Origin of the sequence: Mesorhizobium loti R88b (assembly GCF_013170845.1) — a bacterium.
GTDB classification, from domain to species: domain Bacteria; phylum Pseudomonadota; class Alphaproteobacteria; order Rhizobiales; family Rhizobiaceae; genus Mesorhizobium; species Mesorhizobium loti_B.
This window is the reverse complement of record NZ_CP033367.1, coordinates 677,500-697,452: the sequence shown is the minus strand read 5'-3', so window position 1 is coordinate 697,452 and position 19,953 is coordinate 677,500. Positions and strand designations below refer to the sequence as shown.

Sequence of the window (19,953 nt, the reverse complement as noted above, 5' to 3'; positions counted from 1 at the left end):
CCGCCTAGGCCACAGCCACGATGACGTGTGCCTGAATCTTGGCGGCAACCGCACCGCTACCATGCCTGGCCGCAATCGCGGCTGCGGCATAGTCCGTTGCAGCGTCCAGTTTTCCCGGATCCCTGGCCTCGATTTCGGTGCGAAGAACAGTTCCCTGGCAATAGGCAACGGCCGGGATGCGCGGAGACGATGCGCGGCTTTGTTCGGCCCTCGTCTCGATCGTCACACTGGAGAAACCGGCCTCCTCAAGATCGCTGCGGATCAATGCCGTGTCGTGGTAGCCATGCGGCGTGCGGGCCAGAAAACGCGGCGGATCGTTCGGAAAAATCCCGGCCAGGGCCTTCGTCACATCATTGGCAAACACATTCTCCTCGATGCGATCCCAGACGTTGAACAAAAAATGTCCGCCGGGCTTCAGGACCCGCTTTGCCTCGCGGTAGGCTGAGGGGCGGCTGGGGAAGAACATCGCGCCGAACTGGCAGCAAACGAGATCGAAGGCCGCATCCTCAAATGGCAGCGCCATGGCGTCGGCCTGGCGCCATTGGATGCGACTGTCGGGCGCCTGTTGCGAGGCGGCATAGTCGAGCATTGGCTGGTTGAGGTCGGTCACGACATAACTGGCGCCTGGGGACAGTTTTGGCGCCAGTGCGCGGGTGACGACCCCGGTGCCCGCGGCCACTTCCAAAACGGCGCTGGGGGCAAAGGACGCTGCTCGCTGTGCAAGATCCGTGGCGAACGGCTCGAAAATCAACTGCACCATGTAGCGGTCGTAATTTTCCGGGATTGAGCCGGCAAACAACTTGTCCGTTTCCAACATGGCTATCACCCGCCCGTTTGATGCGAGTGACGCTAGCACATAATTGCTTGTCTTGGGCGGCTTTCGACCCGAGAGGTGCTACTGTTCTTCGACGGTCGCCATGCCTTCGAATTCCGGAAGCCAGTGCAGAGCCGATCTGTGCCACTTCTGTTGTCTTGGGGTCAAATCCTGGCGTTGCCGCGCGGTGCCTACCCTGATCCCATAGATTTTTGGGCCATCGCCGACCGACGTTGCGTAAAGATGTGAACCGCAGTCGGCACAGAAGGCCTGAACGCGCTTGGCGCCGCTCGCTACGGTTTTGATATAGATCTTCGGCGCCCCCCGGGTGATCCTGTAGTGGTTCTCGGGCGCGGGAACGGTGACGCGAAAGGCCGTGCCGGTCAGTTGCTGGCAGTCCGTGCAATGGCAGATCGAGGTCTTTTCCGGATCGACCTCCGCTTCATAGGTGATGGCGCCACAATGGCACCCGCCATCGATCTTCATTTTCGCTTCTCCAAAATCCATCGACCGATCTTAGCGGGGCCGCGCGGCAGGGCAACGGCGCAGCGATGGTCCAGCGGCTAGTTGGACGCGGCTTCGATCAGTTTGCGCCGCTGCTCCCAGGTGCCTGTCGTCTGCGGCTTGACGAACAGCCGCGTGATCTCCGGCATCTCTTTCTTCAACAATGCCTCAAGGCGTTCGACACAGGCCTCGATCTCCGGCGCCGTCAGATGGTCCTCGAATTCAATGCTCAGTCCGGCAACGATCTCCTGCGGTCCCATATGGACGGTCAGCACACCGTTCGCCCGCTGCACCGCCGGATCCTGCTGAGCAATCGCCAGCACCTTTTTCTGCACCTCGGAAGAAGCCGGCTCGCCGATGAGCAAGCCCTTGCTTTCGCGAGCGAGGAAGATCGCCGTCGCGCCGAGAATCAGCGCGATGCCGATCGAGCCAGCGCCGTCGAGCTCCGGCATCTCCAGCAGCTCAGCCGCCAGTATGCCGGCAAAGGCGACGATCAGGCCGAGCAGGGCCGCGCTGTCCTCGAACAGCACGGTATAGACGCTCGGATCCTTGCTCGACTGCACCGCCTGCAGCCAGCCCTGCTTGCCCTTCTGCTGACGGAACTCGCGCAGCGCTACCAGCCATGAACTACCTTCGAACAGGAACGACAGGCCAAGCACAATGTAGTTGACCTTGACGTTGGCGACAGGCTCCGGCGCCATGATGTGGATAATGCCTTCGTAGAACGAGACGCCGGCGCCGAGCGCAAAGACCAGCAAGGCAACGATGAAGCTCCAGAAATAGAGTTCGCGGCCATGGCCAAGCGGATGCGTGCGGTCGGCGGGGCGCGCCGCACGGTGCATGCCGTAGAGCAGCAGGCCGCCATTGCCGGTATCGACCAGCGAATGCACGCCTTCCGACAGCATCGCCGAACTCCCGGTGAAGAAGGCGGCTGCGAATTTGGTCACCGCGATAGCGAGATTGCCGGCCAGCGCCGCGTAGATGACAGTTTTCGAGCCGCCATGCCCGGCCATGGTATTTGGTCCCCGTTCAACGCACCCAGTCTAACCGCCGGACGGCCGAACCTCCACCATAACGCGCCAACTGCTAGGTGGGTTCAAGACGAGATTTGCTTGGGACCGGCCGGCGGAAGACGGCGACTATTCGACGATCTCGTCGGTCCATACCTTGAAGCCGGCAAGCGTGCCCGGTCCGAAAATATGGGTCAGCGGCACATCCGCCGCGTCGCGCCCGGAGGCGATCAGGATACGACCGATGCGCGGCGAGTTGTTGCGCGGGTCGAAGACATGCCAGCGGCCGCCGAGATAGACCTCCATCCAGGCGGCGAAATCCATGGCCGACCACGGCTTCGGCATGCCGATATCGCTGATATAGCCGGTGCAGTAGCGCGTCGGGATGTTGAGCGCCCGGCAGAAGGTGACGGCGAGATGCGCGAAGTCGCGGCACACGCCGCTCTGCTCGCGGTAGGCTTCCGCGGCGGTGCGCGTCGGCCGCGCATTGCCATAGCTGAAGACGATATGGTTGTGGACGAAATCGCAAACCGCCTGCACGCGCGGAATGCCGAGCGGTGTATGGCCGAACAGCCGCCACGCCTCGCTGGCCAGAAGGTCGCTTTCGCAAAACCGGCTGGGCAGCAGGAACAGCAAGGTCTCCGCAGGCAGGTCGCGCACCTCATGCTGCCAGGCCATCAGGTCGCCCATCTCGAATGTGCCGGGCGCGCGGATCACCGCATCGGTGCCGAAGGTGAACCGGCCGGGCGGCGCAACGAAGCGGTTGCACCAATTGCCGAAACTGTCGCGGTAGCTTTCGATCGGCACCGGCGGGTTGGAGGTCAAAAAATCCGGGCGCTCAAGGTCAGAGGCGCGGGAATAGTGGACATTGAGCATCGCGATGAGCGGCGTTTCCTGCGGAAAGTCGAAGCTCATCTCGCAGCCAATGTGGATCCGCATTGTCGTCCTGACCGGCCTGCCTGACGATCACCCGGCGAATGCGCGGGTCGATGCTGCAGTGCGAAGACGAGAATGGCACGGACCGCCGTGGTTTACGAGCAAATTAGAAACCGGTTGAAAGCAGCCGGCCGGCGGCCGCGACAGAAGCTGCCCTCTTGCGGCAAAGCGTTTCTCTTGTTTCACTTCACTCCCCGCAACTGGAGGAACGAATCATGGCTAAAGGTGCGATGAAGGCAGGCAAGGAAGCCCGCAAGCCGAAGAAGGATGCCAAGAAGCCGGCAGCCGCTCCCGCCCTGAAGGCGCCGCCGGTCAAGGCGATTCGCATCAAGGAGAAGTAGGCCTCGGCAAGCGCGGCGGAATCCCACCGGCGGCGTCAGGCAATGCCGCCGGGTTGATCGGGCGTTTGGACAAGCCTATATCTCTGGTGCGGGGACGACCCCGCACCTCCGAAAATTCGGTCGGGACGACCCGCCCACATTGATCAAGCATCCCGGATCGGGCTCCGTTTCCGGCCCGATGCTGGATGGAGCGTTCCGATGTCCTGGATTCTTCTGTTTTTCGCCGGCCTGTTCGAAATCGGCTGGGCGATCGGCCTCAAATACACCGACGGTTTCTCGAAACTGGTACCGACGGTCCTGACCGTCGCGTCGATGATCGTCAGCCTTACATTGCTCGGCCTGGCGCTGAAGGCGCTTCCCGTCGGAACCGCCTATGCGGTGTGGACCGGCATTGGCACGGTCGGCACCGCGCTGCTCGGCATCTGGCTGCTCGGCGAGCCCGCCACCGCGATCAGGCTGGGCTGCATCGCGCTGATCGTCTGCGGCATCATGGGGCTGAAGTTCGCCGCCTGATTGCGTCCAAACGCTGGCCCTCGGGCTTGGCCCGAGGGCGTGAGCCGTTGGAACCACCCGCCTCGGAGAGGCTCAAGGCTTTTTTCATGCAAACACGTTCAGGGCCGCTGCAAGGCGACCCTGAATCCAAATTTCGAAGCTTGGCCGAAAAGGCCTTAGCGGGCGGAGAAGCCTGGGGGCGTTCTGCCGGTGCGCTGCTTGCGCGCCGCATAGCGCGCGTCGCGTTTTGCTTTGCGTTCGGCTTCGTCGGCCAGCAAGCGAGCAATGCGCTCGGTCTCTTCGGCTTCCTTGATCTTCGCTTCAGCCTGTGCTGCCTCTTCGGCTGCAATACGCGCCGCTTCGGCCGCCGCCTCGCGCTCGGCCTTCTCGACCGCCTCGCGTGCCAGCTTTTCCTGCTTCAACCGAGCCTTCTCGGCTTCGCGGATCTCACGAGCCTCGAGGATTGCCTTGCGCTCGGCCTGTCGCGCCACAACCGCAGGATCATCTGCCGCCGGCTTTGACTTGAAGCGCTCCAGAAGCGCCTTCTTTGCCTCGTTCGCGGCATTGCGCCGCTCGAAAATGTCTTTTTCCCTGTAGATAGCCAAGTCCACTTCCCTGAAGTCAATTCGCGAGGCTTACATACGCGCGAATAGCAAGAGTTCAAGCGCCAAAACGGTATGCCAGCCATGAAATTCCGCGATGTTGCGCGCGGGAGACGCCTTTCCCCCGCAAAACGACATGCACTGTTCACTGTCCGCGCCTCTGGCGGCGAAGCGGGGCGCTCGCTACGTCTAGCGGCAAAACCCAACACCAGGATGACATTGATATGGAACTCGGTCTCTACACCTTTGCCGACGTCAGCCCGCAGCCGGGCCCCGGCGCAATCGGCCCGCATGAGCGCTTGCGCAACCTGATCGAGGAGGTCGAACTGGCCGACCAGGTCGGCCTCGACGTCTTCGGTCTGGGCGAACATCACCGGCCCGATTATGCCGCTTCAGCACCGGTCGTGGCGCTGGCCGCGGCAGCCGAGCGCTCGAAGCGCATCAAGCTGACCAGCGCGGTTACCGTTCTGTCCTCCGATGATCCGGTGCGCGTCTTCCAGCAGTTTGCCACGCTCGATCTTCTGTCGGGCGGCCGCGCCGAGATCATGGCCGGGCGCGGTTCGTTCATCGAATCCTTCCCGCTGTTCGGCTACAATCTGGAGGATTATGACGAGCTGTTCGCCGAAAAGCTCGATCTGCTGCTTGCCATCCGAGACAGCGTCAAGGTCACATGGTCCGGCAATCTGCGCGCGTCGATCAACGATCGCGGTGTCTATCCCCGGCCGTTCCAGGACAGGTTGCCGATCTGGATCGCCATTGGCGGCACGCCCCAGTCTGCTGCCCGCGCGGGCGTGCTCGGCCTGCCGCTGGCGCTTGCCATCATCGGCGGCGAGCCGGCCCGCTTTGCGCCGTTGTTCGATGTCTACCGCGAGGCCGCCAAGCGCGCCGACGCTGACCCGTCGGGCCTCGCCACCAGCATCAACGTGCACGGCTTCATTGCCGAGACGACCGAACAGGCGGCCGACGATTTCTACGGTCCGCAGGCGGAAGTGATGAACCGCATCGGCCGCGAGCGCGGCTGGGGGCCGACATCGCGGGCGCATTTCGACCAATCGCGTGGTCCAAATGGCGCCCTGTTCGTCGGCAATCCGGAGCAGGTAGCGGAAAAGATCGTCGCCCAGCACAGGATTTTCAACAATGACCGCTTCCTGCTGCAGATGGCGATCGGCACCATGCCGCACACCAAGATCATGAAGGCGATCGAACTCTACGGCACCCGGGTAGCACCGATCGTGCGCAAGGAAACGGCGAAATCCGCAGCGGCGGTGGCAGCGCCTGTCGCCTGAAGCAATTGCCGGAAAAGTGTGAAACGGTTTTCCCACAGCAATTGCGCAAAACCAAGAGGTAGAGCGGCGGGCTCGTCCCGCCAGATATCTACGGGCTACCGGCGGCCTTCATAAGCTCCGCATGATGGTTTTCGGTCGCCTCGTCCGCCGGGAACATGCACTCGAGGCGCAGTTCCTGGGCGGCAACGGTTTGCGGCGTACCGACGGTGGTGACCATCGAAAAGTAGTTAAGAACCCGATCGCCCCCCTCTTTGGTCGGCCCCTCTTTGGTCGGCCCCTCTTTGGTCGGCCCCTCTTTGGTCGGCATGACGAAACCAAGTGGAATTGTGGGCATGAAGCCGATCGCCACCGGGTTTTTCCATTCGCTCTCAACGTCGGGATAGGCGAGCAACTCCGCCAGCAAGGCCTTCGTCTTGTCGTCGACGACGCGGCCGATGGATTCGCGATAGACACGCTCGAACAGACTGCGTGCGACATCTGGCCAATTGGCGATGAATGGGCGCATGCCCTGGGGGTCGAACATCAGGTGCAGCATGTTGCGCGGCCCCCGGCGGGCGGCCATGTCGATGAAACAGCCGAAGAAGCGCGGCGCGGCTTCATTGGTCATGAGCACGTTCCAGTAGCGATCCATGACCAGGGCCGGAAAAGGCTCGTGCTGTCGCAGCATGCGCTTCAAGGCATTGGTCACACCAACCATCTCGGCGGAATCCCACGCGTTCTCGGAAAACATCGGCGCATAGCCTGCCGCCAGCAGCAATGTGTTGCGGTCGCGCAAGGGGACATCCAGCGCTTGGGCGATGGCCATCAAGGTCTGGCGGCCGGGAACGCTGCGGCCGCTTTCGACGAAGCTGATCTGCTTTTGCGAAATGCCTGTATCAAGCGATAGATCGAGCTGGCTTCGGCGACGCAGATCGCGCCAATGGCGCAGCAGCACGCCGAGGTTTGGCGTCATGTTCGTCTTGAGATCAGCCGATTTCATGGGATCCTCGCAATCCATCTGCACCGTACGTGGCGATCGGGCAGCGCATGAAGCCCGACATCGCATGGGTCGCATCAGTCGATCCATGCGACGTCGATTGGTTCATCAAGCCGCTGCGGACCACAGTTGGGGCTGGAAGCGATCCTCGATCGGCGTGCCTGCCATGTTGGCGGTGGTTGCCGCCATGGTGGAAATGCCGATCCCGGTTACGACCTCCAGGATCTGGGCCTTCGAATAGCCCGCCGAGGTAAACGCGTCGATATCCGCGTCGCTCACGTTTCCCCTGGTCTCGATCAGCGCCTTCGTCAGCGCCGAAAGTGCGGCGTATCTGGGATCCTTGGGCAGCCTGCCGGCCCGGATCGCCATGACCTCGCTCTCGGCGATCCCGTCTTCGATGGCGAACGTCGAATGGGCGGCAACGGTCCAGGGACATTTGATCGTGACGGCATTCGTCAGCAGCAGGACCTGCTTTTCGATTTCATCGAGGCTGCCGCCATGAAAGCTGCCGAAGCTGCCGGCGAACCCGTTGAGAAGAACCGGATTGTTCGCCATTGTCGCCATGACGTTCGGAAGGAAGCCAAATTTCTCTTCCAGCGCCTTCAGGGTTGGCCTGGATTTCTCCGGTGCCGACTCGATCGTCTGAAGTGTGAATCTCTGCATTGTAACGTCCTCTTCCAAGATCAGTTTCTGATTGGATGCCACCTTCGCGGATGCCCCACGGCAGTGTTCGATCGCGAAAGTCTTCACCGACTAGGGCCATCGAAGGCATGGTCTCAATTACATGCCGTGTAATATTTCGATCGAAGCGCTGCCCAACCGGTGATTTCCTGTCGCCATACGGGCCTGGTTTCAAAGCCGGCTCATGGAACCCGCGCCCGCAGTCTGCGTTTCATGCAGGCAATTGCCGCGCTGAGGGGCGCGGGCTTGAGGGCGACCATGAAAACCGAACCCGCCGTTTTGGGCGCAGGCGCTGCCGAGGCAGAAGAGGTGCGCGTCGCGACGCGTGCCGATACGCATCTGATGCGCTCGCTGCTCATCGGCATCTTTATTTTCATGACCATCTACGCGCTGTATTTCGCCCGCGCCTTCTTCATGCCGGTCATCCTGGCTTTCCTGCTGGCCCTGACATTGACGCCGATCGTGCGGCTGCTGCGCAAGCGCGGCATTCCCGAAGTGATCTCGGCGACCCTTCTGGTTCTGCTCTCGATCTGCATGTTTGCCAGCGCCGGCTACCTGCTCTCAGGCCCGGTGATCGATCTCATCAACAACACGTCATCGATCGGCCAGCAGCTCACCGAGCGTTTGGCGCAACTGCAGCGTCCGCTGGAAAAGATCATGCAGGTCTCGCATCAGATCGAGCAATTGACCGAGACCACGCAGGAGCCCGGCGTGCAGAAGGTGGCGGTTGCCCAGTCCGGCATCCTGTCGTCGGCCGCCAGCAATATCCTGTCAGCGGGAACAAGCCTCACCATCATCTTCGTGCTGTCACTGTTCCTGCTCGCCTCGGGCACAATGTTCTACGAAAAGATCATCCAGTCCTTCGCCAACCTCAGTGAGAAGAAGCGGGCGCTGCGTGTCGTTTTTGATGTCGAGCGTGAAATCTCGCACTATTTGCTCACCGTCACCATCATCAATGCCGGTCTCGGTACCGTCATCGGCCTTGGCCTGTGGGCGCTGGGCATGCCCAATCCGCTGGTCTGGGGCGTCACCGCGGCACTCCTCAACTTCCTGCCCTATGTCGGCGCGCTGCTGACCCTGGTGCTGGTCACGGTCATGGCCTTGATCAGCTTCGACACCATCTCCTACGCGCTTCTGGCGCCGGCCTTCGTGCTGTTGTGCGACATCGTCGAAGGTCAGTTCGTGACGCCGATGGTGGTCGGCAGGCGCCTGGAGATCAATGCCGTGGCGATCTTCATCGCCATCGCCTTCTGGTCGTGGCTGTGGGGCTTCGTCGGCGCCCTGATGGCGGTGCCGCTACTGGTCGTCATCAAGGTGTTCTGCGATCATTTCGACGGGCTGAGCCATGTCGGCAATTTCCTCGCCGCGCAGCAAACCGCCGTGGCAGAGGAGGAGTCGACGAACGAGAACGGCAAGGCCGCCACCTAGAAGGTGGACGCTGTTTGCGGCGGCGGGATCGAATGCCTATATCCGGCCGATCAATGCCCGGTGCCTTCCCAATGAGCGACGTTCCTTCCTTCGATCTCGACGCCTATCTCGCTCGCATCGGTTACGCCGGTCCTCGGGACGCATCGCTGGACACGCTGAAGGCGCTGCATTTCCTGCATCCGCAGGCAATCCCGTTCGAAAACATTGATCCGTTCCTTGGCAACCCAGTTAGGCTCGACCTTGCCGCTCTGCAGGACAAGATCGTCCTTGGCAGGCGCGGCGGCTATTGCTTCGAGCACAACCTCCTCTTCATGCATGCGCTGGAGGCGCTTGGTTTTGAGGTCAGCGGCCTCGCCGCGCGTGTGCTCTGGGGTCAGAGCGAGGACGCCATCACCGCGCGCAGCCATATGCTGCTGCGCATCGAGCTTGATGGCCGGACCCACATTGCCGATGTCGGCTTCGGCGGCCTGACCCTGACCGCACCACTGTTGCTGGACCCCGGCCCGGAACAGAAAACCCCGCACGAAACGTTCCGGCTTGTCGAGGCCGACGATTATTTCCGCCTGCAGGCTGCCATCGGCGGCGACTGGCGCTCGCTCTACCGCTTCGATCTGCAGCCGCAATTTGAGGTCGACTATTCCGTCACCAGCTACTTCCTGTCGACCAACCCGATATCGCATTTCCTGACGACGGTTGTGGCGGCGCGCGCGGCGCCCGACCGGCGTTACGCGTTGCGTGGCAACCGCCTGTCGGTCCATCACATTGGTGGCCGTACCGAGCAGACAGAGATAGCCACCGCCGCCGAACTCGCCGACACGCTGGAAGGCCAACTCGGCATCATCATTCCCGACCGCAGGGCTTTCGAGGCCCGGGTGCGTGAGAAGAAGATCGTGGAGACCAACGCATGACTGAATTGTCCGTTCTCGACCTGTCGCCGATCGTCGAAGGCAGCGATGCCTCGCAGTCGCTGGCCAACTCGCTCGATCTCGCCCGCCATGCCGAGCGCCTGGGCTATAAGCGCTACTGGCTGGCCGAGCATCACAACATGCCGGGCATTGCGAGCGCCGCCACATCCGTGGTCATCGCCCATGTCGCCGGCGGCACCAGAACCATTCGCGTCGGCGCCGGCGGCATCATGCTGCCCAACCATGCGCCGCTGGTCATCGCCGAGCAATTCGGCACGCTGGCTGCCTTGTTTCCCGGCCGCATCGATCTCGGCCTTGGCAGGGCGCCCGGCACCGACATGAACACGGCGCGCGCCTTGCGCCGCAACCTTGAGGCCGGCGTCGACAACTTTCCGCAGGATGTCGTCGAGCTGATGGGCTATTTCCTGCCGGCCGAGGAAGGCCAGCGCTTGCGCGCCGTGCCCGGCGAGGGCCAGACCGTGCCGATCTGGATTCTCGGCTCCAGCCTCTATGGCGCCCAGCTCGCCGCCATGCTCGGCCTGCCCTACGCCTTCGCCTCGCATTTCGCGCCGGCAGAGCTCGATCACGCACTGGATATTTACCGCTCACGTTTCCAGCCCTCGGAACAACTCGACAAGCCGCATGTCATGCTTGGCCTCAACGTCTTTGCAGCACCGACCGATGCCGAGGCGCGCCTGCTGTTCACCTCGCTGCAGCAGGCCTTCGTCAATTTGCGCACCGGCCGGCCGGGGCGACTGCCGCCGCCCGTCGAGAATTATGATCGGGATCTCGACCCGATGGCCAAGACCATGCTCGGCCAGGCGCTGTCCTGCGCCGTCGTCGGCTCTCCCGAAACGGTCCGGCAGGGCATCGATGCCTTCGTGCGTCGCACTGGTGCCGACGAGCTGATGGTCACCGCGCAGATCTTTGATCATGCTGCCCGGGTGCGCTCCTTCGAGATCCTGGCCGACGCTCACAAATCCCTGTCGCAGGCGGCCTGACGTTTTGTGTCTAGCAGGGTCCTTTTGCCGGTAGCGATGCTCTGCTAAGTGCGGAGCATTCAGAGGCAAGAGCGAGCTTTCCCGTGACCCATGATTTTGACGCACGCACGCAATTTGCCATCGATCTGGCGCGGCGGGCAGGCGAGCTCGGCCTCAAATATTTCCGCGATCTGGAAAGCCTGACCATCGAGAGCAAGGGCCATCAGGACCTGGTCTCGCAAGCCGACCGCGAGGTTGAGCTGTTCATCCGCGCGGCCATCGCCGCTGACTATCCGCAAGACGGCATTGTCGGCGAGGAGCATGCCTCGGTCGCCGGTGCGACCGGCTATGTCTGGGTCATCGACCCCATCGACGGCACCGCCAATTTCGTGCGCGGCATCCCGGCCTGGTGCGTGGTGATCGCTTGCGCAAGGGACGGGGAGACGGTCGTCGGCGTCATCCATGAACCGTCGACCGGCGAGACGTTTCACGGAAGGCTCGGCGGCGGCGCCCTCCTCAATGGCCGGCCAATCAGGACCAGTGCGGCGAACAGCCTGAAAGAGGGCTCGGTGGGGACCGGATTCTCGAACCGGGCCGAGGCCGAGAATATCGCCGTGCTGATCCAGAAGATCCTGGCCGAAGGCGGCGTCTTCTTCCGCAACGCCTCCGGCGCCCTGATGTTGGCCTATGTGGCCTCGGGCCGGCTGCTTGGCTATGTGGAAGAACACATGAACGCCTGGGACTGCCTGGCCGGCATGCTTTTGATCGAGGAGGCCGGCGGCACGATTCTGAAGCCCGATCCTAAGACGGTGCTGCAGAGCGGGACGCAGGTCATCACGGGCGGCAAGGGTGTGTTTTCGAAATTGCAGGCGCTGTGTTCAGGGGTGTTCCGGCCCTGATTGCTACCGGGTGGCGGGTATCCCTATGCCAGCTTCGCCAGCAGCTTCGTGAAGGTGGCGATCTCCTTGCTCGAGAGCGGCGCCAGGGTTTCCCTGGTGATCTCGTGGGCCAGCGGGATCAGCCGTTCGATGGCGTCGCGGCCTTCGGCGGTGAGATTGACCAGCAGCCGCCTTTTGTCGACCTCATGCTTGGAAAGCTCGACAAGGCCGCGCGCCTTCAGCCTGTCGATGACGCCCTTCACCGTCGCCGCATCCATGGCGATCAGCGTGCCGAGCTGGTTCTGCGAGGTCTCACCGACATCGCGCAACTTGGCCAGCGCCGCGAATTGCGGTGGCGTCAAATCGCCGATATGGGCGGCGAAGATCGAGACATGGCGCTGGTGCGCCTTGCGCAGGATGAAGCCGACCTGCTCCTGCAGGAGGTAATCGTGGTCCTCAGGCTCTTCGGCCTCGACCAGTTTGAGCAGATTGTCCTCGCCGCTCACCGCAGCCCGTCCCAGGCCTTGATGCCGTCGGCCGCAAGACCACCCATGCGGTTGTGGATGCGCGGCCCGCAGGTCATGGCCAGACAGAAAAGAATCTCGTCCGGGCGCGGGCCGTCGCTGATGCCGACTTCCATGGCGTCGAAATGGCTGCGCACATAGGCCGCGTTGATATGGCCGAGCGGCACGTCGAGCTTCGAGCCGAAGGCGCCGACCTTCTTGGCCGACGGCACGATCGCCTTGGCGTCGCCGAGCCGTTCGCGCATGGCGTAGCCACCCGGCACATGCCAGAGCGCACCGTGCTCCAGTTCGCCTGCAATGCCGACGATGGCGCCCTTGCCGTAGCCGTCGATCTGTTTGACGTCACCGCCAAGTGCGGCGATGAGCTTATCGGAAAGCAGCAGGCCGAGCGGCTTCAGATCGTCCATGGCGCTCTGCAGATCCTCGACATAGCGCCCGGCGAAGGGATTCTTGACCACGGCCATGGCCGCGGCACGCCGGCGCGGCACGTCCGCGACCGGCCCGCCCTCATGAAATATCTCTTCACTCAGCACGGCGATCTTGCGGATCGGGAACTCAGGCATGGGCAATTTCCTCCCTAGGATTCTTGTTGGGCGCGGCAAGTGCAACCGAGCCACTGATGCGGGCCTCACCGCCGAGAAACAGCGCCGATGCGGCAATCAGGCCGCGCCTGCGAAAATCTTCGGCGACGGCAAGGCCATTGTCCAGCGCCCGCGCCACCTCGCCAAATGCAAGCGTGCCGACGGCTTGTGTCACCAGGCGCGGGCCGAGATCGCTGTCGGGCGACAATTCCTGTGCGGGAATGCGCTTGATGGCGGGATTGCCGGGCAGGTCTACCGCGTTGGCAATCAGCGTCGCCGCCGCATCCGCCTCGGCGCCAGTCCGCGCCAGCACGGTGACGGCGTCGGCAATGCCAAGCGAGAAGGAGCGGCCGCGCCAACCGCTGGTGGCGACGCCGCCAACGCCGTCTTCCGCACGGATCGTGATCCGGTCGGCCATGCCGTTGCCGGTTCCGGCGACCGCCAGGCCCATCGACCGGCCCTTGCCGATATGGAGAGCGCTGTCGCCACCATTGTTGACATAGGCCCGGTCGAGTTTGCGGCCGGCAAGCAATGCGGCGAGCATTTCGTCGGCTACCGATCCCGCAACGGCGGCCATCGGTGTTATGAAGCATTCCGCCAGGGGCATGACGGCTGCCTCCATGCGGCGCGCCGTCGGACCCTCAAAGGTGCGTGGCGCCAGGAAGAATGCCGGCAGCCGCAATTCGGGAAGCTCCTTGACCAACTCGACCAGGATCGTCTGAAAGCGCGCGATGGCCTGGGCGTAAGCGGCACGACACTCATCCGCCTCGCCGAAGGCCTCGACGATCAGGTCGATCGGCCCGTGGTTCAGATGCAGCCGCTTGCCGTCCTGCAGCCAATGCGCCTGTGGGCCGTCCATCACCCGGCCCCTTTTGAGCCGTTGCGGCGTAACTGCGCCAGCGGTGGCCACGGATTTTGGGCCGCGGCACCCGAGCCACGGCGCGGATTGAGATATTCGCCACCCTTGGCGACGATGTCATCGACGCTTCGAATCTCAGCCTCGTAACCGCCGAGCCTGATATAGTCGTCGCGACGCAAGGTGAATTCGATCGGCGCTACCAATGCGGGAGTCGGGACATAGCCGAAGGCGCCTTCAGGGACCCGTGTGACATCGACCATCAGCGTGATGCCGCCGCCAGGCCAGACATAGACCGGCGCGCCGCCGACCGTCACATAGGTCTTCAGGCCTTGTACCGAGCGGGTGAGATTGACCGGATTTTCGGTGACGCCGGCGCGCAGCGAGCCGCCGGCGCCGCCGATGAACAGCACGGTGCACAAGGCCGGCTCGCAATTATCCTCGATCAGATTGACGGACTTCTGCAACCGCTCCGGAAACGGTTTCTCGACCGGCTTCAGCTCGTCGTCGAGTTCGTAATAGGCGAATTGCTCACCAGTCGTCGAAACCATCAGCAGCGACAGGCCTGGCCGCGCGCCCTTCTTGGCGTTCCATTCGCCAAGGATCGATAATGGGTCGGAAATCGAGGTGCCGCCCCAGCCGAGGCCGGGCTCGGAGACCTTGAAATAGCGGCCCGGCGTTGACCGGCGGCCGATGATTTTTATCCCGGTATCCTGCCAGCCCAGAACCTTGCCGGCCTGATGCTCGGAGACGACGCCCGTGATGTGGTCGTCGACCACCACCACCTCGTCGACCAGCCCGCGCCATTGCGTGGCGAACATGCCGATGGTGGCGGAGCCGCAGCCGACACGCATGCGGTGCTCCTGCTTGCCGTCGATGACAGGTGGTTTGCCGGCTTCGACGATGATGGTGGCGCCGCCGTCAATGGCCAGTTCCACTGGCTTGCGGTTGCACAGATTGAGCAGCGCGTCGCAAGTCGCGCGGCCTTCCGACTTGGAGCCGCCGGTCAGATGATGCACGCCGCCCAGCGACAGCATCTGCGAGCCATACTCGCCGGTCGTAACATGGCCGATCGCTTCGCCTTGGGAGCGGACGACCGCCGTTTCGGGCCCGAGATGACGGTCGGTGTCGATCTTCACCTTGACGCCGCAGTACGAAAAAATGCCTTCGGTGACCACGGTGACGAGATCGACGCCCTCGACCTCCTGGCTGACGATGAAGGGGGCCGGCTTGTAGTCGGGATAGGTGGTGCCCGCGCCTATCGCCGTGACGAAGCGGCGCCCGGTGTTGACCAGTTCGCCGTCCCAAGCCTCGCCTTCGGCGACGAAAGGCACGATTGCCACGCCGGTCTCGGCCGCATGGTCGAGAATGGTCAGCGGATCCATGCGCACGATGCGGCCGCCTGAATTGCCGTAGCGGTCGCAGGCGCCGGTGCGGCCGTCAGCGATGTAGCACATGACAGGGCAGGCATCGCAGCGGATCTTCTCCGCCACCAGCTTCTCGCCGGGGTCATGGGTCTCAAAACGTTCGGCAAGCTCGCTCATGCGCGTGAGTCCTTCTCGCGGATCCCATCTTTTTCCCGAATGCCAGCGCGAATGCGTGTCGGCGTCGCCGGAACCTTGGTGATGAGAACGCCGGTGGCATGGCGGATGGCGTTGAGGATCGCCGGCGCGGTCGGGATCAGCACATGCTCGCCCAGGCCCTTGGCGCCGAACGGGCCTTCGGGGTCGGGCACCTCGATCAGGATGGTCTCGATCGGCGGCACGTCGCCGATGGTTGGGATCAGATAGTCGTGCAGATTCTCGGTGCGGCCGGGAATGTACTCCTCCATCAGCGCCATGCCGATGCCTTGCGCGATGCCGCCTTCGATCTGGCCTTCGACCAGCAGCGGGTTGATCGCCTTGCCGACATCGTGCGCCGCTGTAATTTTCAGCAGTTTCACCGTGCCAAGCTTGAGATCGACCTCCAGCTCGGCGATCTGCGCGCCGTAGCCGTAGACGGCATAGGGCTTGCCCTGGCCCTTGGCATCGAGCGGCAGCGTCGGCGGATCGTAGGTTTCCTCGGCGCAGAAGACGAAGCCGTCGGCATCCACATCGAGCGCGGCGAGATCGATACGGCGGGTGGCCTCGCCCTCGCGGATGACGATCGCCCCACCGTCCAACCGGAGGGTCGCCTTTTCCGAGACGTTGGCAAAGCGCAGGATCTTGTCGCGCAAGGCCCGCCCGGCCTTTTCGGCCGCCTTGCCGGAGACAAAAGTCTGGCGCGAGGCGGACGTCTTGCCGGCATCGGGACTGATCGCCGTGTCGGCACTCTTCAGCCGGAATCTTTCCAGCGGCAGGCCAAGCGCGTCGGCGCAGATCTGGGTGATGACGGTGTTGGAGCCCTGGCCGATATCGACAGCGCCCTGGTGCAGGATGACCTCGCCCGACGGCGAGATGCCGACCCGGATGGTCGATGGATTGGGCAGCGAGGTGTTGCCGCAGCCATACCAGCAGGACGCGATGCCGACGCCACGCTTTTTGTTTACATTGGACGTATTGAATGTATCGGCATCGGCTTTTGCGCGCGCCCAATGCGACCGCAGGGAGTCGAGGCATTCGAAGATACCGACACCGGACTCCAGTTTCTGCCCGGTAACCGTTTCGGAGCCGTTCCGAAGGCAGTTCTTCAGGCGAAAATCGAGCCTGTCCATGCCAAGCTTCCCGGCCAGCTCGTCATACAGCGTCTCCTGCATGATCGTGGCCTGCGGCACGCCGAAACCACGGAAAGCACCGGAGATCGGACCATGCGTGTGGATGGCGCGGCCCTCGGCACGGTAGTTCGGCGTCGCATAGGGACCGGAGGCATGCACCGGCACGCGGTTCGCCACGGTTGGGCCCCAGCTGGCATAGGCACCGGTGTTGAAATCGCCTGAAAAGACCATGCCGGTGACGAGGCCGTCGGCATCCGCCCCGATGGTCGCTTTCATCTCCGAGGGATGGCGCTTGGTGGTCGACATCATCGATTCGTTACGGGTGTAGGCAAGTGCCGCCGGCCGCCCGGTCTTCAGTGCCACAAGGCCGATCAGCGGCTGCAGCGAAACGTCCAGTTTCGAGCCGAAGCCGCCGCCTGTCGCGGTCGGCACGATGCGCACCTTGTCGACGGCAAGGCCGAGCACTTTCGCCGTCTCGTCGCGGTCCATATAGGGCGCTTGTGTGCAGGCGACGACGACCAGCGTATCGCCGTCGAGATAAGCATAGCCGGCTTCCGGTTCGATATAGGCGTGCTCGACATAGGAGGTGTCGATGCCGCCGGAGACGGTGAACGCCGCGCCAGCAAGGGCTGCCTCGGGGTCGCCGCGCTCGACAAAGCCCTTGGTCAGCAAATTGGCGGGGCGGTTCTCATGAATCAGCGCGGCGTCGGCAGCCTGAGCTTCGGCAGGCTGGAGAAAATGCGGCAACTCGGTCCAGCGGATCGGGAAATCCGACAGATCGAGATCGAGGATCGCCTCGCGCTCGCCGGCGACCAGCGCCACGGCTTCGCCACGCAGCCGGGCAAACCCTTCCGCCAGCGCCGGCTGGTCCGCGAATGGGCCAATGACGCCGAAACAGTTCTTTCCCGGAATATCGGCCGCCGTGAAGACCCCAGCGATGCCGGGATGGGCTTTTGCCCAGCCATCGAGGTCACCGAACGCAAAGCTGGCATGATAGTGCGGCGAGCGGACCACCAGCACGGACAAGGCATCGGCGGGGAAGGAATCACCGCCGAATTTTTCGCCGCCGGTCACCTTCGGCATGCCATCGAGTCTGACAGGTGACGCGCCAACGGCGTGACCGGACTGAGGCAGGCAGAAATCCAGACTTGCTGACTGGAGGGATGCATCCATGACCGCCGCGATAATCTTCCGATAGCCGGTGCAGCGGCAGAGAATGCCACCCAGCGCGTCCTGCACCTCGATCTCGGTCGGGCTCGGTTTCTTGTCCAGCAGCGCAGTCGCCGCGACCAGCAGCGCCGGCGTGCAGATGCCGCATTGCGCCGCGCCATGGGCCAGGAAAGAGGCCTGCAGGGCCGACAGCCGGCCATTGGAAAGGCCCTCGACTGTTGTTACCGCCGCCCCGGATACGGAAGCCGCAGGCATCAGGCAGGCGTAGACGGGATCGCCATCGACCAGCACCGTGCAGGCGCCGCAATCGCCGGCGTCGCAGCCGACCTTGGTGCCGGTCAGCCGCAACTCATCGCGCAGCACCAGGGACAGCCGGCGCAGTGGCGGCACGTTGACGGAAACGGCATCGCCATTGACCTCGAAAGCGATGTCGGCGCGCTCAAGGCCGATGCCGCGCTGGACAGCACCAAGATCGGGCAGGGTTTCACCGACTTCAGGCCAGACCCGGTTCATGCCGCCACCATTGCGTGATCACTTGTCTGTCCGGAAGCCTGCAACACGGCGCGGGCAACGATCTCGCGCACGGCGTCGAGCCGGTACTCGGCGCTGCCGCGTACATCAGCGATCGGCGACAGCTCGGCCATCGGCGCGGCCTGGACGGCAGCCGCGAGCCTATGATCGACCGGCAATCCGCGTAGCGCTGTCTCAACGGCGGCAAGCCGCTTGGCGACAGCCGAACAGGAACCAACGGCAACGGCAGCATCCGCGACAATGCCGTTCTCGACGGCCAGGCGCGCCGCCACCATGGCAATGGAAATGACGAGATAGCGTCGCGCGCCCAGCTTGACGAAGGCCGATGTGCCGGCGACGGCAAGCTTAGGCACGCGGATGGCCGTCACCATTTCGCCCGGCTGCAGGGCGGTGCGGCGGTTGCCGAGAATGAATTCCGGCAAGGGCAGACAACGCGTCGCCGCTGCCGAACGCAGTTCGACCTCGGCATCAAGCGTGAGCAGGCTCGGCACACCGTCGGCGGCCGGTGAGGCGTTGCAGAGATTGCCGGCAACGGAAGCAACGTTCTGGATCTGCGGCGAACCAACCTCGCGAGCTGCCTGTTTCAGCGCGTCGAAGGCTGGCGGTAAGGGATAGCGGATGATGTCGGTCCATGTCGTGCGCGCGCCGAGGACAAAGTGGTCATCCGTCTCGGCGATGCCGCGCAGCGCTGCAAGGCCATTGATGTCGAGGACATTGTCGCGGAAAGGCTTGGTGCCCTGCGCCGGATAGAAATCCGTGCCGCCGGCGAGGATACGCCACGCGCCCTCGCCAAGCAGCGCGAGCGCCTCGTCGACCGTGGTGGGTTTCGCGTAACGGATCACGCTTTGCCTTCCCAGATAGGGCCTTCCCCGAAATTGGCCCACCCAGGGCGTTTACCCTGGGATTGTCTTGCCGGTTTGAAACCGGAAACTCATTCGTATGCAAATGATATCAAGCCGGTGGAAATTGTCAAAGCCAGAGTTTGGACCATCATCCTTGCGAGGATACACGCAACGAGATTGTTACGTCTTCGCAGGTTGACGCGGGCGGCCATCTGGTCAAGTTTCTGCCTCCGGTCGCGTCAGCGGCATCTTTCTACTGGAGCCCGAGCCCACACAGAGAAGAAGGAGGCCCAATGGCCGACCAAGCGCTTGTTGTCATCGACCTGCAGAACGATTTTTGCCCGGGCGGTGCGTTGGCCGTGAGCGGCGGCGACGAGATCGTGCCGCTGGTCAACGATATGATCCGCCACGCCGACCATGTCGTGCTGACGCAGGACTGGCATCCCGCCGGCCATTCCAGCTTCGCCTCCAGCCATCCGGGCGCGCAACCGTTCTCGACGATCGAGATGCCCTACGGCCAGCAAACGCTGTGGCCGGACCATTGCATCCAGGGCAGCCTCGGCTCGGATTTCCACTCCGGCCTTGCCTGGACCAAGGCCGAACTCGTCATCCGCAAGGGATTTCGCCCTGACATCGACAGCTATTCGGCCTTCTTCGAGAACGACCGCACGACGCCGACCGGCCTCGCCGGCTATCTCAAGGAGCGCGGCATCGACACCATCACGTTGGTCGGCTTGGCGACCGACTTCTGCGTTGGCTTTTCGGCGTTGGACGCCGTTGCCCATGGGTTCAAGACCACCGTGCGGCTCGACGCCTGCCGCGCCATCGATCTCAACGGCTCGCTGGAGACGATGCTGCATCGCATGCGCGATGCCGGCGTGACGCTTGAAGATCCCGTGTCGGACTGAACCGACGGTGGGGCAT

General features: G+C 63.3%; 21 protein-coding genes. 8 read left to right on the top strand and 13 right to left on the bottom strand.

The window, feature by feature from the left end; translation table 11 throughout:
• Positions 1-4: 4 nt before the first annotated feature.
• From EB235_RS03285 to EB235_RS03270, 4 genes are all read right to left on the bottom strand, one after another.
• Positions 5-817 carry a class I SAM-dependent methyltransferase gene (locus tag EB235_RS03285; protein WP_027032374.1) on the bottom strand — a complete coding sequence of 271 codons (813 nt, stop codon included), beginning with the start codon at positions 815-817 and terminating at the stop codon, positions 5-7.
• Positions 818-895: 78 nt separating this feature from the next.
• Positions 896-1,300: a GFA family protein gene (locus EB235_RS03280; protein WP_027032375.1), complete on the bottom strand. Its 405-nt coding sequence runs from the start codon at positions 1,298-1,300 to the stop codon at positions 896-898.
• A gap of 77 nt (positions 1,301-1,377) precedes the next feature.
• Positions 1,378-2,331 (bottom strand): cation diffusion facilitator family transporter, encoded by a 954-nt coding sequence (locus EB235_RS03275; protein WP_027032376.1) that lies wholly within the window; start codon positions 2,329-2,331, stop codon positions 1,378-1,380.
• Positions 2,332-2,457: 126 nt separating this feature from the next.
• Positions 2,458-3,267, bottom strand: coding sequence for a transglutaminase-like domain-containing protein (locus EB235_RS03270; protein WP_027032377.1), 810 nt, complete (start codon positions 3,265-3,267; stop codon positions 2,458-2,460).
• 212 nt (positions 3,268-3,479) lie between these two features.
• Here EB235_RS03270 and EB235_RS35075 point away from each other — a divergent pair, with 212 nt between their 5' ends.
• Together EB235_RS35075 and sugE are read left to right on the top strand one after the other, a co-directional pair.
• Complete coding sequence (locus EB235_RS35075) at positions 3,480-3,605, top strand: hypothetical protein (RefSeq protein ID WP_080680894.1); 126 nt, start codon at positions 3,480-3,482, stop codon at positions 3,603-3,605.
• Positions 3,606-3,803: 198 nt separating this feature from the next.
• Positions 3,804-4,118: a quaternary ammonium compound efflux SMR transporter SugE gene (gene sugE, locus EB235_RS03265; protein ID WP_027032378.1), complete on the top strand. Its 315-nt coding sequence runs from the start codon at positions 3,804-3,806 to the stop codon at positions 4,116-4,118.
• Positions 4,119-4,273: 155 nt separating this feature from the next.
• Here sugE and EB235_RS03260 read toward each other — a convergent pair whose 3' ends face one another.
• Positions 4,274-4,702 (bottom strand): DUF6481 family protein, encoded by a 429-nt coding sequence (locus tag EB235_RS03260; protein ID WP_027032379.1) that lies wholly within the window; start codon positions 4,700-4,702, stop codon positions 4,274-4,276.
• Between the two features lie 221 nt (positions 4,703-4,923).
• Between EB235_RS03260 and EB235_RS03255 the strand changes: the two genes are divergently transcribed.
• The gene (locus EB235_RS03255) at positions 4,924-5,985 is read left to right on the top strand and encodes an LLM class flavin-dependent oxidoreductase (protein ID WP_027032380.1); all 1,062 of its coding nucleotides are present in this window, start codon (positions 4,924-4,926) and stop codon (positions 5,983-5,985) included.
• Between the two features lie 88 nt (positions 5,986-6,073).
• Here the strand turns inward: EB235_RS03255 and EB235_RS03250 are convergent, their stop codons facing one another.
• Together EB235_RS03250 and EB235_RS03245 are read right to left on the bottom strand one after the other, a co-directional pair.
• Positions 6,074-6,964: a helix-turn-helix transcriptional regulator gene (locus tag EB235_RS03250; RefSeq protein WP_051429874.1), complete on the bottom strand. Its 891-nt coding sequence runs from the start codon at positions 6,962-6,964 to the stop codon at positions 6,074-6,076.
• 105 nt (positions 6,965-7,069) lie between these two features.
• Complete coding sequence (locus EB235_RS03245) at positions 7,070-7,624, bottom strand: carboxymuconolactone decarboxylase family protein (RefSeq protein WP_027032382.1); 555 nt, start codon at positions 7,622-7,624, stop codon at positions 7,070-7,072.
• Positions 7,625-7,900: 276 nt separating this feature from the next.
• Here EB235_RS03245 and EB235_RS03240 point away from each other — a divergent pair, with 276 nt between their 5' ends.
• From EB235_RS03240 to EB235_RS03225, 4 genes are all read left to right on the top strand, one after another.
• On the top strand, positions 7,901-9,070 hold the full coding sequence (locus EB235_RS03240; RefSeq protein ID WP_027032383.1) for an AI-2E family transporter: 1,170 nt from the start codon (positions 7,901-7,903) through the stop codon (positions 9,068-9,070).
• A gap of 71 nt (positions 9,071-9,141) precedes the next feature.
• Positions 9,142-9,978 carry an arylamine N-acetyltransferase family protein gene (locus EB235_RS03235; protein WP_027032384.1) on the top strand — a complete coding sequence of 279 codons (837 nt, stop codon included), beginning with the start codon at positions 9,142-9,144 and terminating at the stop codon, positions 9,976-9,978.
• Entirely contained in the window at positions 9,975-10,976 is a 1,002-nt protein-coding gene (locus tag EB235_RS03230) for an LLM class flavin-dependent oxidoreductase (RefSeq protein WP_027032385.1), read from the top strand. Before EB235_RS03235 ends, EB235_RS03230 begins: the two co-directional genes overlap by 4 nt.
• A gap of 83 nt (positions 10,977-11,059) precedes the next feature.
• On the top strand, positions 11,060-11,854 hold the full coding sequence (locus EB235_RS03225) for an inositol monophosphatase family protein (RefSeq protein WP_027032386.1): 795 nt from the start codon (positions 11,060-11,062) through the stop codon (positions 11,852-11,854).
• 23 nt (positions 11,855-11,877) lie between these two features.
• Here the strand turns inward: EB235_RS03225 and EB235_RS03220 are convergent, their stop codons facing one another.
• From EB235_RS03220 to EB235_RS03195, 6 genes are read right to left on the bottom strand one after another with little or no spacing between them, the layout of a single operon-like run.
• On the bottom strand, positions 11,878-12,339 hold the full coding sequence (locus tag EB235_RS03220; protein ID WP_027032387.1) for a MarR family winged helix-turn-helix transcriptional regulator: 462 nt from the start codon (positions 12,337-12,339) through the stop codon (positions 11,878-11,880).
• Positions 12,336-12,920 carry an amino acid synthesis family protein gene (locus tag EB235_RS03215; protein ID WP_027032388.1) on the bottom strand — a complete coding sequence of 195 codons (585 nt, stop codon included), beginning with the start codon at positions 12,918-12,920 and terminating at the stop codon, positions 12,336-12,338. The genes EB235_RS03220 and EB235_RS03215 overlap by 4 nt, the downstream gene beginning before the upstream one ends.
• Positions 12,913-13,797 (bottom strand): UPF0280 family protein, encoded by an 885-nt coding sequence (locus EB235_RS03210; RefSeq protein ID WP_027032389.1) that lies wholly within the window; start codon positions 13,795-13,797, stop codon positions 12,913-12,915. The genes EB235_RS03215 and EB235_RS03210 overlap by 8 nt, the downstream gene beginning before the upstream one ends.
• Positions 13,797-15,338 carry a hypothetical protein gene (locus tag EB235_RS03205; protein WP_027032390.1) on the bottom strand — a complete coding sequence of 514 codons (1,542 nt, stop codon included), beginning with the start codon at positions 15,336-15,338 and terminating at the stop codon, positions 13,797-13,799. Before EB235_RS03205 ends, EB235_RS03210 begins: the two co-directional genes overlap by 1 nt.
• Positions 15,335-18,169 (bottom strand): molybdopterin-dependent oxidoreductase, encoded by a 2,835-nt coding sequence (locus EB235_RS03200; RefSeq protein ID WP_027032391.1) that lies wholly within the window; start codon positions 18,167-18,169, stop codon positions 15,335-15,337. Before EB235_RS03200 ends, EB235_RS03205 begins: the two co-directional genes overlap by 4 nt.
• Positions 18,166-19,029 carry an FAD binding domain-containing protein gene (locus EB235_RS03195; protein WP_027032392.1) on the bottom strand — a complete coding sequence of 288 codons (864 nt, stop codon included), beginning with the start codon at positions 19,027-19,029 and terminating at the stop codon, positions 18,166-18,168. The genes EB235_RS03200 and EB235_RS03195 overlap by 4 nt, the downstream gene beginning before the upstream one ends.
• Before the next feature lie 293 nt (positions 19,030-19,322).
• Between EB235_RS03195 and pncA the strand changes: the two genes are divergently transcribed.
• A complete protein-coding gene (gene pncA / locus EB235_RS03190; RefSeq protein WP_027032393.1) occupies positions 19,323-19,937 on the top strand; it encodes a bifunctional nicotinamidase/pyrazinamidase in 615 nt (204 codons plus the stop codon).
• Positions 19,938-19,953: the final 16 nt, after the last annotated feature.

Coding starts and splice junctions, on each gene's coding strand:
- EB235_RS03245 (WP_027032382.1), bottom strand. CDS start 7,624: ATGCAGAGATTCACACTTCAGACGATCGAGTCGGCACCGGAGAAATCC.
- EB235_RS03205 (WP_027032390.1), bottom strand. CDS start 15,338: ATGAGCGAGCTTGCCGAACGTTTTGAGACCCATGACCCCGGCGAGAAG.
- EB235_RS35075 (WP_080680894.1), top strand. CDS start 3,480: ATGGCTAAAGGTGCGATGAAGGCAGGCAAGGAAGCCCGCAAGCCGAAG.
- EB235_RS03275 (WP_027032376.1), bottom strand. CDS start 2,331: ATGGCCGGGCATGGCGGCTCGAAAACTGTCATCTACGCGGCGCTGGCC.
- EB235_RS03280 (WP_027032375.1), bottom strand. CDS start 1,300: ATGAAGATCGATGGCGGGTGCCATTGTGGCGCCATCACCTATGAAGCG.
- EB235_RS03240 (WP_027032383.1), top strand. CDS start 7,901: ATGAAAACCGAACCCGCCGTTTTGGGCGCAGGCGCTGCCGAGGCAGAA.
- EB235_RS03215 (WP_027032388.1), bottom strand. CDS start 12,920: ATGCCTGAGTTCCCGATCCGCAAGATCGCCGTGCTGAGTGAAGAGATA.
- EB235_RS03270 (WP_027032377.1), bottom strand. CDS start 3,267: ATGCGGATCCACATTGGCTGCGAGATGAGCTTCGACTTTCCGCAGGAA.
- pncA (WP_027032393.1), top strand. CDS start 19,323: ATGGCCGACCAAGCGCTTGTTGTCATCGACCTGCAGAACGATTTTTGC.
- EB235_RS03255 (WP_027032380.1), top strand. CDS start 4,924: ATGGAACTCGGTCTCTACACCTTTGCCGACGTCAGCCCGCAGCCGGGC.
- sugE (WP_027032378.1), top strand. CDS start 3,804: ATGTCCTGGATTCTTCTGTTTTTCGCCGGCCTGTTCGAAATCGGCTGG.
- EB235_RS03235 (WP_027032384.1), top strand. CDS start 9,142: ATGAGCGACGTTCCTTCCTTCGATCTCGACGCCTATCTCGCTCGCATC.
- EB235_RS03210 (WP_027032389.1), bottom strand. CDS start 13,797: ATGGACGGCCCACAGGCGCATTGGCTGCAGGACGGCAAGCGGCTGCAT.
- EB235_RS03250 (WP_051429874.1), bottom strand. CDS start 6,964: ATGAAATCGGCTGATCTCAAGACGAACATGACGCCAAACCTCGGCGTG.
- EB235_RS03285 (WP_027032374.1), bottom strand. CDS start 817: ATGTTGGAAACGGACAAGTTGTTTGCCGGCTCAATCCCGGAAAATTAC.
- EB235_RS03200 (WP_027032391.1), bottom strand. CDS start 18,169: ATGAACCGGGTCTGGCCTGAAGTCGGTGAAACCCTGCCCGATCTTGGT.
- EB235_RS03230 (WP_027032385.1), top strand. CDS start 9,975: ATGACTGAATTGTCCGTTCTCGACCTGTCGCCGATCGTCGAAGGCAGC.